Annotated in this window: 12 protein-coding genes; 5 read left to right on the top strand and 7 right to left on the bottom strand. The window is 64.6% G+C overall.

Annotated features, from left to right (window positions below; genetic code table 11):
- Positions 1 to 73: 73 nt before the first annotated feature.
- From llg_RS00125 to llg_RS00110, 4 genes are all read left to right on the top strand, one after another.
- Positions 74 to 1,129, top strand: coding sequence for a hypothetical protein (locus tag llg_RS00125; protein WP_338287458.1), 1,056 nt, complete (start codon positions 74 to 76; stop codon positions 1,127 to 1,129).
- Between the two features lie 157 nt (positions 1,130 to 1,286).
- Positions 1,287 to 2,054: a PEP-CTERM sorting domain-containing protein gene (locus tag llg_RS00120; RefSeq protein WP_338287457.1), complete on the top strand. Its 768-nt coding sequence runs from the start codon at positions 1,287 to 1,289 to the stop codon at positions 2,052 to 2,054.
- Positions 2,055 to 2,107: 53 nt separating this feature from the next.
- Complete coding sequence (locus tag llg_RS00115) at positions 2,108 to 3,256, top strand: hypothetical protein (protein WP_338287456.1); 1,149 nt, start codon at positions 2,108 to 2,110, stop codon at positions 3,254 to 3,256.
- A 112-nt stretch (positions 3,257 to 3,368) separates the two neighbouring features.
- Positions 3,369 to 4,022: a hypothetical protein gene (locus llg_RS00110; protein WP_338287455.1), complete on the top strand. Its 654-nt coding sequence runs from the start codon at positions 3,369 to 3,371 to the stop codon at positions 4,020 to 4,022.
- A gap of 6 nt (positions 4,023 to 4,028) precedes the next feature.
- Here the strand turns inward: llg_RS00110 and llg_RS00105 are convergent, their stop codons facing one another.
- Genes llg_RS00105 through llg_RS00090 form a run of 4 tightly spaced genes read right to left on the bottom strand, consistent with a single transcriptional unit; the run spans position 4,029 to position 8,491 of the window.
- Positions 4,029 to 5,186 (bottom strand): AGE family epimerase/isomerase, encoded by a 1,158-nt coding sequence (locus tag llg_RS00105; protein ID WP_338287454.1) that lies wholly within the window; start codon positions 5,184 to 5,186, stop codon positions 4,029 to 4,031.
- Between the two features lie 13 nt (positions 5,187 to 5,199).
- Positions 5,200 to 6,144 (bottom strand): dihydrodipicolinate synthase family protein, encoded by a 945-nt coding sequence (locus llg_RS00100; protein ID WP_338287453.1) that lies wholly within the window; start codon positions 6,142 to 6,144, stop codon positions 5,200 to 5,202.
- Positions 6,145 to 6,181: 37 nt separating this feature from the next.
- Positions 6,182 to 7,426, bottom strand: a complete 1,245-nt coding sequence (locus llg_RS00095) for an MFS transporter (RefSeq protein ID WP_338287452.1) — start codon at positions 7,424 to 7,426, stop codon at positions 6,182 to 6,184.
- A 6-nt stretch (positions 7,427 to 7,432) separates the two neighbouring features.
- A complete protein-coding gene (locus tag llg_RS00090; protein ID WP_338287451.1) occupies positions 7,433 to 8,491 on the bottom strand; it encodes a kelch repeat-containing protein in 1,059 nt (352 codons plus the stop codon).
- 244 nt (positions 8,492 to 8,735) lie between these two features.
- On the opposite strand from llg_RS00090, the gene llg_RS00085 reads away from it, so the two are divergent.
- Positions 8,736 to 9,770 carry a substrate-binding domain-containing protein gene (locus llg_RS00085; RefSeq protein WP_338287450.1) on the top strand — a complete coding sequence of 345 codons (1,035 nt, stop codon included), beginning with the start codon at positions 8,736 to 8,738 and terminating at the stop codon, positions 9,768 to 9,770.
- A gap of 2 nt (positions 9,771 to 9,772) precedes the next feature.
- Here llg_RS00085 and llg_RS00080 read toward each other — a convergent pair whose 3' ends face one another.
- From llg_RS00080 to llg_RS00070, 3 genes are all read right to left on the bottom strand, one after another.
- The gene (locus tag llg_RS00080) at positions 9,773 to 13,255 is read right to left on the bottom strand and encodes a sialate O-acetylesterase (RefSeq protein ID WP_338287449.1); all 3,483 of its coding nucleotides are present in this window, start codon (positions 13,253 to 13,255) and stop codon (positions 9,773 to 9,775) included.
- An 85-nt stretch (positions 13,256 to 13,340) separates the two neighbouring features.
- Positions 13,341 to 16,529 (bottom strand): autotransporter-associated beta strand repeat-containing protein, encoded by a 3,189-nt coding sequence (locus tag llg_RS00075; protein WP_338287448.1) that lies wholly within the window; start codon positions 16,527 to 16,529, stop codon positions 13,341 to 13,343.
- 147 nt (positions 16,530 to 16,676) lie between these two features.
- On the bottom strand, positions 16,677 to 19,319 hold the full coding sequence (locus llg_RS00070) for a sialate O-acetylesterase (RefSeq protein ID WP_338287447.1): 2,643 nt from the start codon (positions 19,317 to 19,319) through the stop codon (positions 16,677 to 16,679).
- Positions 19,320 to 19,377: the final 58 nt, after the last annotated feature.

The raw sequence follows: 19,377 nt of genomic DNA, 5'->3' as shown, positions 1-19,377 counted from the left end.
TCCGTCAGCGTAGAGTGCTTTGCGGGTCGTTCAGGAGGGTATCACGCTGCGGGCTCGAATCACCGAACTCCTCATGCCCAAGTCCATTTCCTCACTCGCTTCCGCCATGCTGATGCTCGGCGTGTTTTCCCCCTCGGTTGCCAGTGCCGCCGCGCCCACCTACGTCCAAGGCGACGTGCTGATGGGTTTCCGGGCCACGGGAGGGCTCAATGCTTCCACCTGTTACGTGGTGAACCTCGGCCACGCTTCGTCGTTCCGTGATGGATTGATCAGCGGCACGGTCACCATTCCGGGCAATATCGCGACAGACCTCTCCACCATCTACGGCGCGAACTGGCGCACGCGGACGGACCTCTTCTGGGGGGTCGCTTGCAGCCCCAGCAACATTTCGACGACGACGGTCAACGGCGATCCTGGCAGAACGGTTTATGTTTCCATTCCAGGAGGAGGCGTTGGCGATGGTCCGGCAATCAACACGTCCCTCCGGACGACGGTGTCCACCAAGATGGTTGCTTTGGAAAGTGGTACCACCGGGTTCACGTCCTATCAGGCCACCGCGAACAGCACGGTGGCGGTGAGTCAGGGAACGGGTGACGCCAACAGTTGGGCGAGTTTCATGGATGGCGGTTCAAACGGTGGCGCGATTGATTTCGGCGCCTTTTCGGAAATGGAGGGCCTGCCGACCCAGTCGCTCGGCCTCTACCGTCTGACCTCCACGTCGGCAGGTGCATTTGTCGGCCAGTTCTCGATCAATGCGTCCGGTCAGGTTTCGTTCACGCCTGCCAGCACCGGTACCAGCTACAGCACGTGGGCTGCTACGAACGCGGGCGGCCAGGCGGCCAATCTCGATTATGACGGCGACGGTATCAGCAACGGTGCGGAATTCTTCATGGGTACCGCCGGCAACGGGTTCACGGCTGCCCCGGCGGTGGTGTCGGGTGGTGTCACCTGGCCGCGTGCCTCGGGCACCACGATCACGGCGTTCAAGGTCCAGAAATCGGCGGACTTGTCGATCTGGACCGATGTCGCCAACGGCGACTCGGCCCTGACGATCACTGGTTCCTCCGTGCATTACACGATCCCGACCGGGCAATCCAAGCAGTTCGTCCGTTTGGTGGTGACTCCGTGACGGGTGTGGGCGGGTCTTACGTCGAAAATAGTAGGAAGACTTCGGGTTACGATATTGTTGCTGTGATTCTCTACGCGGATTGACCGGCCTCTCCTATGGACTCGGTCGGCCGGAACTCCGGTTCCAGCGCCAATCGATTCCAACCATTCCATAATCCATGAAGCTCAATATCCTCCCAAATGCGGTGTCCCTCCTCGGGATGCTGTGCTTGGCCGGCGCCGCCAATGGCGCGCTGGTCAGCTACACCCAGGGCGACCTGCTGGTCGGTTTCCGCGCCACCAGTGGTGTGGGTGCCAACACGAACTACGTCGTGAACCTCGGTTCCGCGGCCGATGTGCGTGACGGCACTCTCTCCGGCACGATCAGCCTCGGCGACCTCAACACCGACCTCACGGCGATCTACGGTGCCGACTGGGCCACTCGTGACGACCTCTACTGGGGGATCGCTGGCAGCCCGTCGAACGTGGTGACGGTCAACGGCGACGCTTCCAAGACCGTTTACGTTTCCGTAGCCAACGGCGGACCGGCCGATGGTCCGCTGATCGGTAACTCGCTCCGCACCACGGTCTCCACCAAGATGACAGGCATGGAACAGGGCACGGTTGGTTTCAGTTCCTACCAGGCTTCCGCCAACAACTCGCGCGCCGCGATCCAGTCGGCCTCCGACGCGAGCAGCTGGTCCAGCTACATGAACGGTGGCTCGAACGGCGGTGCGATCGACTTCGGTGCTTTCTCCGAAATCGAAGGCCACGTGTATGACTCGCTGAGTGTCTACCGACTCACCTCTCCGACCTCGAGCACGCTCGAGGGCACCTTCACCCTTAGCTCCGGTGGCGCGATTTCCGCCGTGCCTGAGCCGACGTCCGCCCTGCTGGCTGGTCTTGGTGTCGCCGTCGCCGGCTTCCGTCGCCGCCGCAGCGCCTGATCCCGCGTGTTCATCCCCCTCTGTATCCTCACACTCCCTTCCAACAATATACCATGAAAAGCAAATCCATGCTCCTGGTGGCAGCGCTCGGCTTCGGCCTTGTGTCGTCCGCGTCCGCCCAAACCGTCGTCCGCTTGACCGGTTCGACCGCGTTCCGCTCCTCGGTCCATCAGGCGATCCTCGATCTGATGCCGGACGAGATCTACTCCTACACCGGCACCGCCGGTCTCGGTTCCGCCTCCCAGGCGATCTTCAAGGGCACGATCGCGGGCAACGTCGTGATCATCAAGACCTCCTGGTCCGGTTCCGCCGCGGGTATCCGCGACGTGGCCCAGGGCAACAACGTGAACTTCCTCGCTGACGCGGTTGTCACCGTTCCGGCCACCCCGGGCTACGGCACCGCTGGTGGCACCGCGAACGTCGCCGCTGGCACCACTGCGGAAGTGGCCCAGGTCGCGATGTCCGACGTGTTCCAGGGTTCGACGATCTACACCACCCCGACGCTCACCGACAACAAGGTGGCCGCCGTGCCGTTCAAGTGGATCGCCAACGACGGTGCTCCGGCCGCCCTGACCAACGTTGCCCCGGGCGTGATCCAGAAGACCTTCTTCAACGGTGGTCTGCCCCTCGCCGTGTTCACTGGTAACAGCGCCGATCAGGGCGTGACCGTTTACCCGGTGGGCCGTGACCCGGAGTCCGGCACCCGCATCACCGCCATGGCTGAGTCCGGTCTCGGCGCGTTCGCCACCGTCATCCAGTATGACGCCACCGTGGCCAGCGACGAAGTGACCGACCTGCAGCCGTGGGCCGCCACTGGCGCTCCGACCAATTACGTGGCCGGTAACAACGGTTACAGCTCCGGTGGCACGCTCCGCGACAAGCTTGGCGCGAAGTCCACGAACTTCGGCGTTCTGCTCGGCTATCTCGGTCTGACCGACTCTGCCACCGCGATCACCAACGGTGCCAAGGAACTCTCCTGGAATGGTGTCCCCTACAGCGCGACCAATGTGTATGAAGGCCGCTATACCTTCTGGGGCTATCAGCACCTGTTCTACAAGAACACCCTCACCGGCGTGCCGCTCACCACGGCGACCGCGCTGAAGAACCAGATCATCGCGGTCCCCGGTTCCGCTGGTCTTCTGCTTTCGAACATGCACGTCTCCCGTGCCTACGACGGTGCTCCGATCGACCCGGAATATTGATCTGTTCCCGGTGAACGATTGATTTGTGAGGCGCTTCCGATTTGTCATTGGAAGCGCCTCTTTCTTGGATGGTTCTCGAAACAAGCCCATGCACGTGACAAATTTCAGACAAGTGTCCTGGATTGCCGCGGGCCTGGTGCTGCTTGCCGCAGCGTTCCTTTGGATGACGGGGAAGCCCGGTCCGGGAGATGTGGAGCATGCCCGGGAATCCATCGAAACGAGGGTTCAGCGATCCGAGCGAAGTCCTGCGGCACACCAGGCTGGGGCTGCTGTTCCGCTGACGCCGGGGGATGAATCGGTGATCACGCGTGACAGTGGGGATGTGGCTCCGGGAGAACCCATGCATCCGGATGCCCAAGGGGCTCCGGTACCACGGTTTTCGGCGAAGCAGCAGGCGAACCGGCTGCATTTGGCGAAACATCGGGAGGAATGCATCGCCAGCCGTCCGGCGACGTATCCCTTGGTGTATGAATCGGGAAACCGGGCGATGATGACCGGAGTTGCGAACCCCGTTGCGGCGGGAGCTGTGAATCCGAGCCTGTCGCCGGTGATTGAGAAGGAACAGGCCCGCTTCGAAGCCGAAGCTGGAGCCGGGGAACTTGAAGAGGCGGATCCTGATTACGCCCGGCGGTGGAAGAGGGCCGGGACGGATGCGGACGACCGGTTCCGTTCCTTGTTCGGCTGGGAGGCTTATGCCGCCCGTCAGCGGGAGGCCAGCATGCGTGAAGCGGCTGGCGAGGATTCGGTGCCAACTGACGGGCAATAGGGTTCCCTATTGGTCCGCCGCCAGTCGATGGCACAGCCACAGCGCGCGCGGGTGGTGGAAGAAGGACTTCCACAGGGACCCCTTGAGCGTGCTGGTCGGGACACCGTCGCGGCGCAGGTAGCCATACCACTCGCCGTGTTCCGGATCGCCGAAATGCTTGAAGGACCACTCGCGGCATTGCTCGTGCATGGCGAGGTAGCGTGGCTCCCTGGTCATCTTGTGGGCCATCAGCGTGGCGATGAGCGTTTCATCGTGTGGCCACCAGAATTTCATGTCGTGCCAATATTCCTGCACGGGCTTGCCGTGGACGTCGCGGAAGTAGAACAGGCCGCCGTGCTCGGTGTCCCATCCGCGCTCCCACATCCAGTCGATCATGTTGCAGGCGAGCTGGACCAAGTGCGGATCGTTGCCGCGGCGGCGGGCTTCTTCGAGGATGAACCACGCGGCCTCGATGGAGTGGCCGGGATTGAGCGTGCGCCCGTCGAAATGGTCCGAGATTTCTCCCTCCGGAGTCACCAGTTCCATGACCACCTTGAGCTCCGGTTTCACGAACAGGCGCTCGATGTCGGCCAGGAAGCGGTCGATCCAGCCGCGAAGGGTTTCATCCTCGCCGAGGTGCTTCACGAGCTCTTGCGCGGTGACGAGTCCGATCATGCGCGGTCCGATGGCCTCCAGCGGGCGGTGGCCGGTGAACTTCGGCGGAATGCGGCCGGGCGTGAAGTTCCAGTCCACGAAGTGGTCGAACCAATGGCGCGCCTTGCGGGCGGATTCCACCGATCCCGTGGCGGCGGCGTGGGCGGCGTAGGCGATCGCGGCGAAGCTCTCGCTGTAGGCATAGCGGCGCTTCCGCACCGGCGTGCCATCCCGCATCACGTGGAAATACATGCGGCCGTCGGTGGGATCGATGCACTTTTCCTCCAGGAAACGGAGACCGCTTTCGGCCCACTCCAGCCATTCCGGCCGCCTCTCCTGCTCGAGGTAGAGGGTGAGCAGCATCCAGCTCATGCGGCCCTGGATCCACACGCCCTTGTCACTGTCGACCAGCGTTCCATCTCCATCGAAGCAATGGAGGAAGCCGCCGTGCTCGGTATCGATCGCGCGCGGGAACCAGAACGGCAGGCAGTCGCTGAACAACTGGTCGCGATAAAACTCGGCGAGATTCACAGGGGGACGTGGATCAGGCGTTCACGAGGGCCGGGTGGGCGCTGGCAAGTGGCTTGGCACCCCATTGGGAGAAGCCGAGTTCCTCCAGTCGGATCATCAAGGCGTCGACCTGGGCCGTGGACGGATTGCCGAGCGGCAGACGGGCGGGGCCGACCGGTACTCCCAGACGGCCCATCAGAGCCTTGGCCGTGCCGAGGAAACCGGTGGCGGCGATGGCGTCGATCATGGCGATGGAGAGGGATTGCAGGCGCTGGGCTTCGTCGAGGTCGCCGCGCTGGAAAGCCGCGATGAGATCGAGGTAGAGGGCGGGTGCCCAGTTGAAGGTGGATCCGACCGCGCCGCGGGCCCCGGTGGCGAGTCCGCCGAGCATGGCCTCATCGATGCCGAAGGGCAGGTCGAAGCGGTCACCCGCGACGTCCAGGCTCTTGCGGTAGGAGACGAGGTCCGGGTTCGTGAATTTGATGCCGGCCAGCGTGGGGATGCGCGCGGGCGCTTCGACCAGGAACTTCTCCATCGGCAGCGTCACCCCGGTAAGCACCGGGATGTCGTAGTAGTAGAAGGGGGTCTGTGGCGCCTGGCTCGCGATCGCGGCGCACCAGTCGATCAGGGCGGAGAGATTACCGGGTTTATAGTAGGAAGGGGCCAGCGCGCTGATGGCGGGGAATCCGAGTTCCGCGGCGCGGCGGGCGAGGAGCTTGCAGTCCTCGATGCAGTTTCCTCCGACGTGGGCGATGACCGCGATGCCGTTGGCGGGGCCGGCCTCGGCCCACGCGTCGAACAGGCGGAGCTTTTCGGCGCAGCTCACCGAGTGGGACTCGCCGGTCGAGCCGGTGATGAAGACGGTGCGGATGCCTTGCGCGGCAAGGAAGGCCGCCTGGAGCGGGACCACTTCAGGGGCGAGGGAGCCATCCGCGTGGAAGGGCGAATGGGTGGCGGCGACGAGTTCGTGGAGGAACATGGGATAAACGGAATGGAACAAACGGAAAGGGAACGGGTCATTCGGCGGCCGGGGTGGCCGGGCGCGGGCGGATCAGCAACACGAGCACCACGGCGATCGCGGCGGCGATGCCGCAGACGGTGAAGATCAGGGATTGGGAGGAGCCGGCGTCCCTCATCGCTCCCACCTGTTTCACCGCCAGGCCGCCCACGGTGATGCTCACCATGTTCATCAGGCCATAGCCGGTGGCTCGTAGTTCGGGGCGCACGATCTGGCAGAGGATCGGCATGTTGTTCGCGTCGAAGAAGCCCCAGCCGAGCCCGAACAGGATGAGGAAAGCGACGGCGACGCCGAGCGAGGGCGCATAGCCGATGCCGAACAGCGCGGGGATGCACACCGCCATGCCGATGGCGCTGACGAGGATGTGGCCGCGGACGTTGGTCTTCATCCAGCGATCGGCCAGGGTGCCGCCGACCAGCACGCCGGCGAGCGAGGCGAGGGTGATCCAGAGCGTGGCGGAGACGCCTGCCTTGCCTTGGCCAAGATTGAAGGTTTCCCTCAGCAAGTCGGGCATCCAGCTCTTCACGACCCAACCGGGCATGGCAGGGAGGGTGAAGTAGAAGATCAGCAGGATGAAGGCCCAGGCTCCAAAGAGGCCGCGCAGCGAAGTCACAATACCGGGGCGGAATGAGGTGTCATCCTCGCGCTCGTTCTTCGGTGCGTTTTTCAGGAAGAGCAGGAGCACGGCGGCATAGAGCACCCCCGCCAGGCCGAACCAATGGAAGGCGGCCCGCCATCCATAGCTGGAGTCCGCGATGTAACCACCCAGTCCCCCGGCGATGATGCCGAGGTAGATGCCGGACTGATGGATGCCCACCGCACGGGAGCGGGTGCCACCATGGTGGAAGTCCGCGATCAGGGCGAGCGCGGCAGGGATGTAGCAGGCTTCGCTGATGCCCATGATGGCCCGTGCCCACCACATCTGCTGGTAGGTCGTCGCATGGCCCGTGAGCCAGGTGATCGTGGACCAGACCCCGAGGCTGACAATGATCACCCACCGGCGGTTGAAGCGGTCTGCCACATAGCCTCCCACTGGGCTGAAGAGACCGTAAACGAAAAGGAACACCGCCATCAGATCGCCGAAGTGCTGGTCAGTCACGATGTCCGGCACTCCGGACATGATCGACAGCTTCATCGTCGCGAAGATCTGCCGGTCCAGGTAGTTCAGCAGGGCGACCGGCCACAGCAGGAGCACGGTGATCCATGCCTGGCGGGTGGGGCTTCCGATGGTGATGGCGGACATGGAACCTCAGGGAGCGGGGTGGAAAATGAACACCTGGGTGGTGCGGACGCCGGGGCGGACCTCGCCGTTGAAGAAGATCGTCCCGTCCTTCCAAGGTGCAACCGCGAGAGTCACCGGTGGCGGAACGGACAGGAAACCGGCGGCCTTCCATTCATCCTTGGCCACATCGTAGCGGAGAATTTCCGGGGTGAAGCCCTTGTGAGCCGCGGGGGACGCGAGGCCGACCTGGGCGCCATCGTCTCCCGATACCAGGAAGAAATCCTGGCCGTTGGTCGGAGCGGGGGAAGCGGCGGCCACGGAGCCGCGGGGAAGATCCGCGACCTTGGTCCAGCGGTTGGAGGAGAACTTCCACGCGTCTCGCAGGTAGGTGCGGGTCGGTTTGCCATCGGCGTCTGCCGCCAGCGAACAGCCGCCCATGACGAAGAAGGCTCCGTCCGCACTGGCAGCGGTGGCGAGGATGCGTCCGGCCGCGGGGAGCTCCAGGGCCGGCTGCCAGCCCCGATCTTTCGCATCGAGATCCAGCACCCAATGCTTCGCCGATGAGGAGGTGGCATCCGGCGTGGTGATGCCGCCGCAGAGATGGACCATCCGGCCGACCACGGCCCCGGCCATCTGGGCCAGCGGTTCCGGCAGCGCGGGTAGCGCTTGGAAGGAGGGCTTCTTTGCGGAATCCAAAGTGAGAAGGAAGACGTCCCGGAAATGGCGGGTGGCGTCCCCTCCGCCGATGACAAGGATGCCTTCCGGTATAGTGAGGGAAACACCGTAGCCATTCGCGGCGGGCAGATGACCGATCTCCTCCCACTTGGCGTCGGCTGCGGTGAGATCGAGCGCGAAAAGACGGTCGTGCCAGACTTTTTTGCCGCCCTCCCATGGCATTTTCCCGTCCGGGAAATTCGCGCCACCGCCGGCCAGCAGGTGATGTCCCGTGACCCCGGCGAAGGCACCGGCGAAACCGCGGGCGTCGGGCACCGGTGGCAAGGGGGAGGTGGTGGATTCCCCTGCTTCCGCGGGTGGTATTACGGCCAGTGCCACGGCGGCCATCGGGCTTGTAAAGGAGGCGGACATGAAAATGGAACGGTTCAGTTGGACGGATGGGAGCACCGCCCGGCAAGTCGATTTTATGACACGGATGAAACCAGGATGACGATATATGGTATTCTGGTCTTTAGACCAGACCAGTGAGGCGGTCACTGGTGGGGTGGGCAGGCCGGTAGGAGCTTGCGTTGGAGTAGCTTCGGGAGGAAGATGGGCCATGGCCGAGATGCCGATGCCCTCCAGGGGGAACCTGGTTGTCGAATGTGTCCGCGTGATGCGGGTCAGGATTCAAGCCGCCGAATGGAAGGACCACCTGCCGGGCGAGCGGCGTCTGGCGGAGATACTCCAGGTCGGGCGGGACACCATCCGCCTGGCGATCCAGCAACTGGAGCGGGAGGGCGTGATCAGCCCCGCCGAGGCTGGCAGCCGCCGCCGCATCCTGGTGACCGAATTCGCGCCAGCGAAGGCGTCGAAGTCCCGCTCGCTGCGCATTGGCCTGCTGGCCCACCGTCCTCTGGAACAGCTTCCGCAGCCTGTCTTGCTCGAAGTCGATCAGATCCGCCGGGCGTTGGCGGGGAAGGGGGGATCACTGGAGGTTTTCGCTCCGTCCTGGTATGAACACCGCCATCCCGCCAAGCGCCTGGAAACCTTTGTCGGGGAGGAGCCATGCAGCGCGTGGATTCTGCTGCGTTCCAGCGAGGCAGTGCAGCGGTGGTTCATGCAAAGCGGTCATCCGTGTCTGATCAGGGGCTATCCACACGAGGGGATCGATCTGCCGCACATCGATGTCGATTGGGAAGCCACCGCGCGGCATGCCGCGGGAAAGCTGTGGAGGCTCGGTCACCAGCGGGTGGGTATTCTGGTGCCGACCGATGCATTGCGTGGTGTCGCTGCAGCGGTGAAAGGGGCGTTGGAACTCGGCGAGATCGGTTTCCAAGCGTTCGAGATCGTCGAAAACGGCACGGTCGAAGGCATGGCTCGCGCGCTCACCCGGGCCCTCCAGTTGAAAAATCCGCCCACCGCTTTCATCACCACCCGCCCGCGCCAGGCGGCGACGGCCCTCACCTGGTTGGCTTCGAAAGGAGTGAGGGTCCCCACCGATCTGAGCATCATCACGCTCGCCCGCGAGCCATTCCTCGAGCACCTCGTGCCGGAGGTCACCGGCTACAGCGTCGATCCGGACGCGGTGGCGAAGCAGGTGCTGCGACGCCTGTCATCGCTGATCGCGGGCAATCCCCACCCGGGAGGAAACTCGTGGATCACCCCGGATGTGGTCAAAGGCGCGTCGGTGGCGGAAGTCCGGCGTTGAGGTCAGCGCAGGACCTTCACGCGGAAGAGCCGGCGACCGCCATTCATCGGAACGGTTGTGATGGAACTGGTGGCCGCGGCACGGATCTCCTCCTTGCCGGTCACCGGGGACCAACTCGTGAGATCGGTGCTGCTTTCGATGGCATAGGAGGTGCCCGGGATCGACTGCCAAGTGATGGCAAGTCCTCCGGGCGTCACCGCGTGGGAAGTGAGGGCGAACACGGAGGTTTTCGACAACGGATCGGTCCCGGCGAGGTATTCCTGGAGGTTGCTCGCGCCATCACCATCCGGATCCGCGTTCGGGTTCGAGACGGCCGGATTCAGGCCGTTGAGCGTTTCCCAGGCATCGGGCATGCCGTCGCCATCGGTGTCGGTGGCGGGATTGAGCAGCCAGCTTTCCTCGACCCGCGCGAAGGTGATCAGGCTGTAGTTGTCCTTTTCGAAAAGGACGCCGATCGACCGGTCCGGGAGGATGCAGATCGAGGAATAGGCGCTCGATCCTGAATACAGCGATCGCGAGACCGGCCAGGAGGCACCCGCGTCCGCGGAGACCCGCAGCGTGAAATTGACGCGTGATGACGAACTCGCCGGATTGCCAAACAGGACGAGTTCGCGGGGCTGGCCGGCCAGTTTGCTCGCCCACTGGATCACGCTGCCTTGGCAAACCGGATCGGGCACCGCTGCCAGACGGAACAGAGACTCCCACGTGCCGTTCTTCATCGGAGTCGCTCCGCCCGGCACGTAGCGTGCCCAGGCACGTTGTCCATTGGAGCCCGATGGCGTGCGCATTGAGAACAGCACGCGGCCATCGTCGAGTTCGCAGGCGGTGTTCTCGTTGGTCTGCGGGGAAGAGGTGGGGATTCCGGAGCCGAAATCCCAGGTCGCACCGTGGTCGCTGCTGAACACGGAGCACACCCGCACGGTACCGGTGGCATCGCGGTACTGCGACGGGAACACCAAAGTGCCGTTCCGCATCGAGAAGCCGTGGCCGGGGCCTTGGAAGACGAGGTGCCAATTGACGTCGTCCTTCACCGCCGCCGTGATGTTGATCGGAGCGGACCAGGTGGTGCCGCCGTCCGAGCTCTTCGAGAGGACATACTGGCCCGATTGGGTGATGGAGGTTCCAGCGCCGGAGCCCGCGTAAGCGTGGTTGCCAAACGACCACAGGGCGGCCGTCCACAGGGTGTCGGTGACCGGATCGTAAAGGATGCTCGGATCGCCGACGCCATTGCCTGAGGAGCCGGATACCGTGGAGTCGTAATCGAGGATCGCTTTCATCGGGCTCCACGAGGCGCCGCCATCGGTGCTCCGCATGTAGCCCACGTCGATGTTTGCAGGTAGGTCCGCGCTGCTGTCATGGCGGATGTCGAAGACCGCGTGCAAGGCACCGTGGTTGTCCGAGACGATCCCGGGAATGCGGTACGTGTTCACGCCGTCCTGACCGCTCCGGCGGATGTCGGTGAAGGAAGGCACCAGCCCGAGCGTGAGAACTCCGGCGGGATTGGGAGAGGTGGGAACGATGGTGCCGGAGGGCGTTCCTTCGAGCACGATGGAGTCGATCCTTGCGTCCAGCGTGGAGCCCAGTGGTGCCTGGCGGCGGGGAATGATGGCTATCGAAAAATGGTTCCTGCCCTCCAGCAGCCCGCTTGAGCAATCCAGATCGATCGTATCCGAAAGGGGAGGAGAATGGCTTGCCTGGGGAGGGGCCGAAGGATTGAGGGTGGTTGTCGACCCCGAAGACAGGAGTTGGATCGAATCGATGTTGGCACGTGTTCCCGGGCTGAGGGTAAGGCGGACCTTTTTCAGCGTGGTGGTCCCGGTGGCGGTGCAATCCAATGCCAGATGGAGTAATTCGCTGCGACCGAACCGGGCGATGGTGGCGGCGCTCTGGCTGACTGCCGCGGCGAATGGCACGGGGCCGGGTGTCCCCCAGCGCGAGGACCACGCGGTATCGAGGGCGGTCACTTCGAACGCATCGAGGACCTTGGAAAAGACGGCCATCTCCGCCAGGTCGAATGCCTGCCGTGTGAAAGGGCTGCCGCCGTTGCCGCCGATGATCAGTCCGCTGAGGTTGGTGACGTCCGCGTCGACCACATTCGCCACCTCGGTGCCGTTGATGTAGTGACGGATGCGGGTGTCGGTGTTGCTGCTGCCGGCGTCGAAGGGTTCGAAGGTGAACACGTGGCGCTGCCACGTATTGGTCAGGCGGGCCGCGGTGTCGGTTTCCGCGCCATTCCAAGCGGCGCTGCTGGTGGCCGTTCCCACCTGCCATTTTCCGCTGCGAACCTGGGCACGGGTTCTTCCGGTGGAGGTGGTGCCATCGAAAAGGAAGCCATCCGCCGTGCTGGTGACCTGACAAAGGATCGCGACCGAACGACCGGAAGTGAGAGGTCCGAACTCGGTGGAATTCGCCCACAGGTCGTTCGTGCCATCGAAACGCAGGACCCCGCGGATGCCGCCACCTGCGGCGGTGACCGGCCGCTGGTAGGTGAGCCCCGCCACCCGGCGTGTGAGGTCGCGGGCCGCGGTGCCATCGCCGAGGTTGGCCAGCCTCTGTACCGCTCCGGAGGAATCGAACGCATTGCCGTGGTCGGCCAGATACCAACCATACAATTGGGACCAGGCGGGAAGAGGATTGGTGTCCAGGGCGCCCGTGCCGATCATCTCCGCTGCCATGCGCTCGCCCAGAAGCACCTCGCTGTCGGCGTCATAGTGCGAGGATTGCCCGTCTTCGGCCTGAAGGGTGAGGCCGTTGGACTCGGCGTAGCCGATGTCGGCGCGGCTGTCCGCGAGGGTCTTTTGGTTCGTCCGGGTGGTGTCGCGGTTCGTGCCGGTGCCGGCGATCTCGCCGAAGACTCCCTTGAGCCCCGTGGCCTGTGGCAGATCGGCGGTGAGGTTCATCAGCAGATCCGAGAACCGGGCGGCGGCCGCGGAGGCCTCCGTGGAGTCATTGCTTTCCCCCTGCACGTAAAGCACGCCGGACACCGTGAAGTCATCGTATTCCGGGGGCAGGGTGAGGGTGGCGGCCTGGACAGTGTCCACCACCTGGCGGTACATGTGGTTGTCCGCCGCGGATTTCGCCCAGTAGGAATTTCCGGCGTCGCCCCTCGCCGCCTTCACGATGCCGAAGTCCCGGTAGCCCGCGTCCCAGAGCAGCCGTGCGAAGCCGACCTCGGGGCCCCAATGGTTGTCATTGCCCGCATAAACCCCTCCGGTCTGGGGCGAGACGATCGTCCAACCCGCGGACGCGCCCAGCGCGGCATCCCCGGTGGGTGTGCCATCGCTACGGTTGTCCCAGTAGAAAGGGATGCCGCCTGTCTGTTCGGCCGGATGCTGTCCGGGTGCGAGTGCGTGCATGCCCTGGCTGGTGGTGCCCGCCATCCCGAGCGCGTTGGATTGGCCGGTCAGGACGAACAGCTTCAAGGTCTTCGCTTCCACCGATCCCAACAGCAGGAGGATGGCGGGAAGCAGGTGTTTCAACGACATGGGAGGGTTTTTCGGGAGGAGCTGGGAAAAGAAAGAGCCGGATGGGGGATCCCATCCGGCTCCGGTGAAGGCGGACGGGATCCGCTTATGGAATTGCGACCTGGACGCGGGCGAACAGCCTGCCATTGGCACCCAGCGCGAGCGGGATGTTCACGGTGACCTTGTCCACTCCGGTGCCATAGCCGTCGGTGGTGGTTTGGAAGGTCACCCCGTTGGAGCCGTCCGTCGCCGTGGACCAGGTGGTCAGGTCGGAGCTGTATTGGACGATGGGGGTTACCGTGGAGATGGAAGCCGCGGCCCGGTGGAAGCTGAAGTGCAGCGTGGTGGCATCCAGTTCGGTGACTGGAAGGTTCGCCAGCGACGATGCGCCGGAGTTCGCTGGGTTCGGCTCCGAGCCGAAGAGCAGTTCGAGGACGTTCTTCACGCCATCGTGGTCCGGATCGGCGTCCCGTAAGGCATCCGCTCCACCCAGGCCGTGCGAGGTGGCCCAACTGGTGTAGGCGTCCGCGGAGAGGGCCGTGAGGGTCACCGCGTTGGCGTCGTTGTAGTGGAGGGTGAAGGAATTGCCCCCCACGGTGACGGTGGTACCTTCCGCCTTGCCAGCAAAGGTGCCGGTAAGCGTGCCGGTGTAGGTGATCAGCGTGAGTTTCGATCCGACCGACGGAGTGCCCGCCGCCAGGTCGCTGAGGTTCAGGTTGCCCGCCAGCGTCACATTGCCCGTGACGTGGATCACATCGGCTTGGAGGGCGGTGGTGTTGATCTCGAAGGCCGCGCTGGCGTCCGTGTTGATCGCCAGAGCTCCGGTGTTCAATCCACCCAGGCCTGCCCCCGGAGAAATGGTGCCGCCCGCGTTGGCGGTCACCGCACCCACGGTGCCGGAACCGGCGAGCGTGCCAGCGGTGGTGACCGTGACGGCGCTGGAGGCCGCGCTGCCGGAGGTCCCGTTGCCCACGAGCAGGGTGCCGCCATTGACGGTGGTGGCACCGGTGTAGGTGTTGATGCCCGTGAGAGCGAGCGTGCCGGCCCCGGTCTTCACCAGTGCTCCCGCGCCGGAAAGCACGCCACTGAAGGTGACCGTGCGGGCCGAGGTGTGGTCGACGGCATCCAGGGTGTTGAAGGTCGTGCCGGTCGCGGCGTCGGTCAGGGTAGCGTTCTGGGCGTTGCTCCAGTCGGCCGAGGCCCCCAGAGTGCCGGCACCGAGGTTGGTCGTGCGGGTGCCGCCACCGCTGGTGTTGGTGATGCCCGCGGAGCCGATGTTCAGGGTGCCGCCGGTGAGCGTGAGAATGCCGGTGCTGCTGGTGCTTGCGGTGAAGTTAAGTCCCTTGAGGTTGGCCGTGCCGCCGGAAATCGTCAGGGTGGCGGTGTTCGCGCCGCCGTAGGAGATGGCGGTGGCGACGTTGGGGACATTCAAGGTGCCACCGGACAAGGTGTAACTGCCAGTGGTCGCGCTGCCCGTGCCGCTGCAGACCCGGATCGGCTGGTTGGTGGAGGTGCTGTTCAGGGTGACCGTGCCCGTCGACTGGGTGACCGTGGCCCCGCCGTTGATGGCGAAAGCGCCGGAGGACGTGATACTGCCACCCGATCCGATCTGCAGCGTGCCGCCGCTGACGAGGGCGTCGCCGCTCCAGGTGTTCGTTCCGGTGAGCGTGATGGTGCTGGAGCCGGACTTCGTGAAACCCGAAGTGCCACCAAGGTTGGTCGCCACCGTCAGGTTCGTGCCGGAGGAGCCACCGAACACGTAACCACCGGTGCCCGGGGTGATGGTGCCGGTGAAGGTGGCGTTGGCTTGGTTGGTGGAAAGTCCGAGGGTGTTGTAGCCGGTGAAGTCCACGGCTTCGGCGGAGTCGCCGGGCAGGGCGATCGCACCGGTCGAGCTGGTGGCGATCGATCCCGAGGTGAGCCATTCGGTCACCGTGGTGTGGGCACCGGAGGACACCAGCGAACCGCTCGCGTTGATGGTGATCAGCCCGGTCGAGGGTACGGCACCCGCGTTCGCGAAAATCAGGTAGCCATTGTTCGCCTGCGTGCCACCGGAGTAGCTGTTCGTGCCGGAGAGGGTCAGGGTCTGGGTGTTGCTGCCGGTGATGCCGGTGCTGCCCGCCCGGACCGTGCCTGTGCCGGAGATGTTGTTCGCTGCCGTGAACGCGTTGGAGTGGGAGAAGGTGAGCACGCCGTTGTTGACCACCGCGGCGGTGCCGAGATTTCCGGTCGTGCCCGCGGGCAGGGTGGTGTCGTTGCCCGTGACTCCGCCGACACGGACGGATGTCAGGCGGCCGGCGATGCCGTTCTCCGTCGCACCACCGATCGTGACGGTGCCGGAGAGGGTGTTGTTACCGGTGATGACGAAGCCGAGGTCATCGCTGTCGAAGGTGTTGGCAGAGCCGGATTCCTTGAAGACGAGGTCCCCGCTTCCGGAAATGACACCGTTCAATTTCAAGGAGCGGCCAGTGCCGGTGGGGAGCTGCTGGTCGATGCTGGAGCTGGTCGAGGTGGCGAGTTTGATGTTGCTCGTCCACGTCCAGTTGCCCTGGCTGCCGGTGATGCCGCCCGACGCAAGTGTGCCGCCTTGCAGGGTGATGGTGTCCGCCGCGGTGCTGGTGCCAAAGGCGGTGGCCCCGTTGCGGATGCCGCGCAAGGTGGTGCCGGTGTCGACAATCCACTTGCCGTTGAAGCCGTTGAAGCCCGCCGCATCGGAGAAACCGCTCGCGCCGCCCTGGTTCAGGTCGCACACGCCGCCACCGGTCACGGTGATCACGGTGGTGGCGGTTCCGGTGAGCTTGGCATTGGCCGAACCGGTGCCGGTGGCTCCGAGGCGCAGATTGCGTCCGGTGGCGATGTTCCAGTTCTGCGCGCTGCCGGTCACGGTCAGTGTGACCGCGTTGAGCACGGCGTTCTGGTTGGCCGCGGAAAGGTTGATGCCGCCGGTGCCGATCGTGATCTGGCTGCCGGTGCTGGCGTTGCCGGTGCCGCCGATGGAGACGAGGCCGGCTCCCGCGCCCGTGATGTTGCCGATCGAGATGCCCTGCCAGGAGACCGGGGTGCTGGCGGTGAAGGAGGAGCCGAGGTTGGCGAGGACCGTGTAGCTGCCGGACCAATCCGCGGTGTCGCCGCTGCCGGGCGCAGTGGCGCCGGTCCAGGAAGCGCCCGCGTCAAGGGCCGTGGCGTTGTCCGCCTTGGTGATCGTGGCGGCGTGGGAGGTGCCCGTGACGGCAAGTCCGAAGGTGATCAGGATGGTGCCGAGGAACGGGCGGAGGGAGTGGATTCTGGGTTTCATGCGCGATGCGGGGATGGGGAGAGAGCCGGAAGGAACGATTCGCTCTCGTTCGCACCTCACGCTAAGGGACCTCCGGCGCTGCGCCACTTTCCGCTCGTGGTCGGTCGGGTAGACCAGTTAGAGCCGCGGGCCCTATCATGTGGCCGGTCAGGGGAGGGTCGCGACGACCTTGTAAAACGCCCGCGCTTCGGTCGGGGCGGGGTCCTGCAGGATGAGTGATCCATCGGTGCCGATGACCGGTCCCTGGATGGCGGACCATACCGCTGCGGAACCGAGGTTCACCGACTTGTAGAGGGTGTAAAAGCGCTGGGGGGAGGTGGTGAGCTGGATGCTCATCGAGCCTCCATTGCGGGTGATGGAATCGATCTTCAGGGCCGAGCCCGCGTCGAGTGGATTGGTGTTCGCGAGATACTCCTCCAGGTTGCCTTTGCCGTCCTGATCGGTGTCTCCGGACGCGGTCATGCCCGTGATGGTGGAGCTGTAGTTGTATTCCCAGGAATCCGGGAGGCCGTCCGAATCCGCGTCCGCGCCGGTTGGGAGATACGCGGCGGTCTGATCGTAGCGGACGTAGTCGATGACGGCGTCGAAGTTGTTGCCGAAGGCCTGCGAGGTGTAGTCGCCCAGGATCAGGCGGCTTTCGGTGCTGTTGTTGTCATACGCCACTCCCGCCACCGGGGTGAGACGGACGCCATCCCGCCACACGTGGTAGACGTTGTTGCCGGGATCGTTGGCCACGCGGAAGACGTGGAACTGTCCGTCCAGATTGTTGTGAGCGACGTTGAAGGTGTTGTTGCCGTTGTCCTGCGTGTGGTCGCCGTAAATCTCCACGAGGATCGTGTGGTTCACCGCGCCGAGCCACAGGATGAAGCCCGCCGGGTTCGCGTTGAATTTGATGCGGGTTTCGAAGGTCCACGCGCCCCCGTTCGCGGTTTTCCATCCGGTGTCGGAACCTTCGATCCAGGAGCCGCCGCTTCCGGAGTTCACGAGGCGGAGGTCCGTGGCGTCCACGGTCTTGGTGAGCGTGCCGCTCTGTTTCCACGAGGAGACGAAGGCGGTGCCGTTCCAGATGCCGTCGCCTTCGAACCGGGAGCCGAAGGCGGCAGAGCCGGATTCCAGGTGGGGTGGGGCGGTGCTGGTGGTGGTCGAAGTGTTGAACGGCGTTTCCACGATGCCGAGCGAGGCGGCGATCCGGTCTCCGACGTAGGCTTCCCCCGCGGTGTTCGGATGGACGTTGTCGTAGGTCTGGGTGGCCGGATCGAAGCCGGTGGAGGGATCGGAGAGCCAAACCGGAGAGGTGGACGAGGCCGTGTTCTTCGCCGCCACCAGCGCGGGTAAGAGGTTGTTCAGGGCGTCCACGCCATCCTTCATTGCTTGGGTCTGGTTGGTGTAGAGGACGCGGTTGAGATGGATGCGGACATTCGGGTTCGCCGCGCGGAACTGGTCGATCATCGTCGAGATGTCGTTCTTCACCGTGTTTGCGGCGGTGGCCGCGGCCTGGCCCGAGGTCGTGATGTAGTCGGCCAGATCGTTGATGCCGATCATGATCGAGATGGTGTCCGGAGTGTAGGTGGTGCCGGTGTAGGTGAGGGTGCCCGCGTTCGCCGTCGCGTAGGTGCTGGATTGGCCGGTCCAGTTCAGGAGCGTGCCGTTGCCGAGGTTGTTCGTGTTGTAGCGGCCGGAGGGCAGGGCCACCCGCGCGCACTCCCACGAGGCCCGCCATCCGAAATGGCCATCGTGCACGTTCTCGAACGTCTGGCCGTTGACGGCGGGAACCGTGAGCGCGCTGTTGGCATAGGGGCCGGTGACGGAGCCGGTGAACTTGTAACCGGTCGCGGCGTTGATCGGCACGCCCTTTTCCGCGAGGCGTTTGAAGACGTTGTAGCGGTAGCCCGGGTGGTCGCCATTGCCGCCCTGGGTGATCGAGTCACCGATGAACACCAGCTTGCCGTAATAGCGGGAAACGATGTTGGCGGTGAAGAATGCCTGGGCGAAACGCTCGCCGATCCGCAGCTTGGCCGCCTTGTTGAAATGCAGGTTGTCCGCCGCTGCCACCATCGACTGGAGATCCAAGTCGGTGAAGTAATCGATGTAGCTGGTGGCGGTGGCGATCGATTCCTGCTTCGCGCGTACCGTGTCGCGGGTGGTGCCGGCCGCGGCGATGCCACCGATCACGCAGTGCATCGCGGTGGCGTTGGGGAGATCGGCGCGGAGGTTGTCCGTGAGTTCCTTGATCCGGGTGTCGGCGATCGCCGCTTCGGTGGGGGAGTCGCTTTCCCCCTGGAGGTAGAGCAGACCCGCGATCTCGAAGGTGTCGCCGTTCGCCGTGAGGGTGGCGGTGGCCGCGTTCACCGTGTTCACCACCTGGGTGTACATGTGGTGGTCGGTGGCGGTCTTCGACCAGAAGCTGTTTCCTCCGCCTCCACGGCTCGCCTTGATGATGCCGAAATTGCGGACGCCCGCGCGGTAAAGGGTACGCCCGAAGTTGATCTCCGGTCCCCAGTGGGTGGCGCTGCCGGTGTAGTAGCCACCCTGCTGGTCCTGCAGGGTGGTGAAGACGCCGCCGGAATTCCCGAGCGGGTGGGTGGCGTCCGCGATGTTGCTCCAGAAGAACTTCACGTGGGAGTCCGCTGGATCGGAGCCCGAGGTGGGATCGGCCTCGCCCGCGTTGGTCGTGCCGAGCGAGTTCGATTGTCCGGTCAGGACGAAAAGTTTGTAATGAGTGGCACGCGCGGCCTGGAAGGGGAGCGCGTTGGCCAGCAGCAGGAGGAGGAGGCGCGTGCGGGTTTTCATCGGGAATCTTGCAGCGGGGGCTGCAACACACGCGATACGACCGCCGACGTCCCCTCGC

Source organism: Luteolibacter sp. LG18 (assembly GCF_036322585.1).
In the GTDB taxonomy this organism is placed as follows: Bacteria; Verrucomicrobiota; Verrucomicrobiia; order Verrucomicrobiales; family Akkermansiaceae; genus Luteolibacter.
Note: the sequence above shows the minus strand (reverse complement) of the source record. Positions and strands in the feature narration are given on the sequence as shown.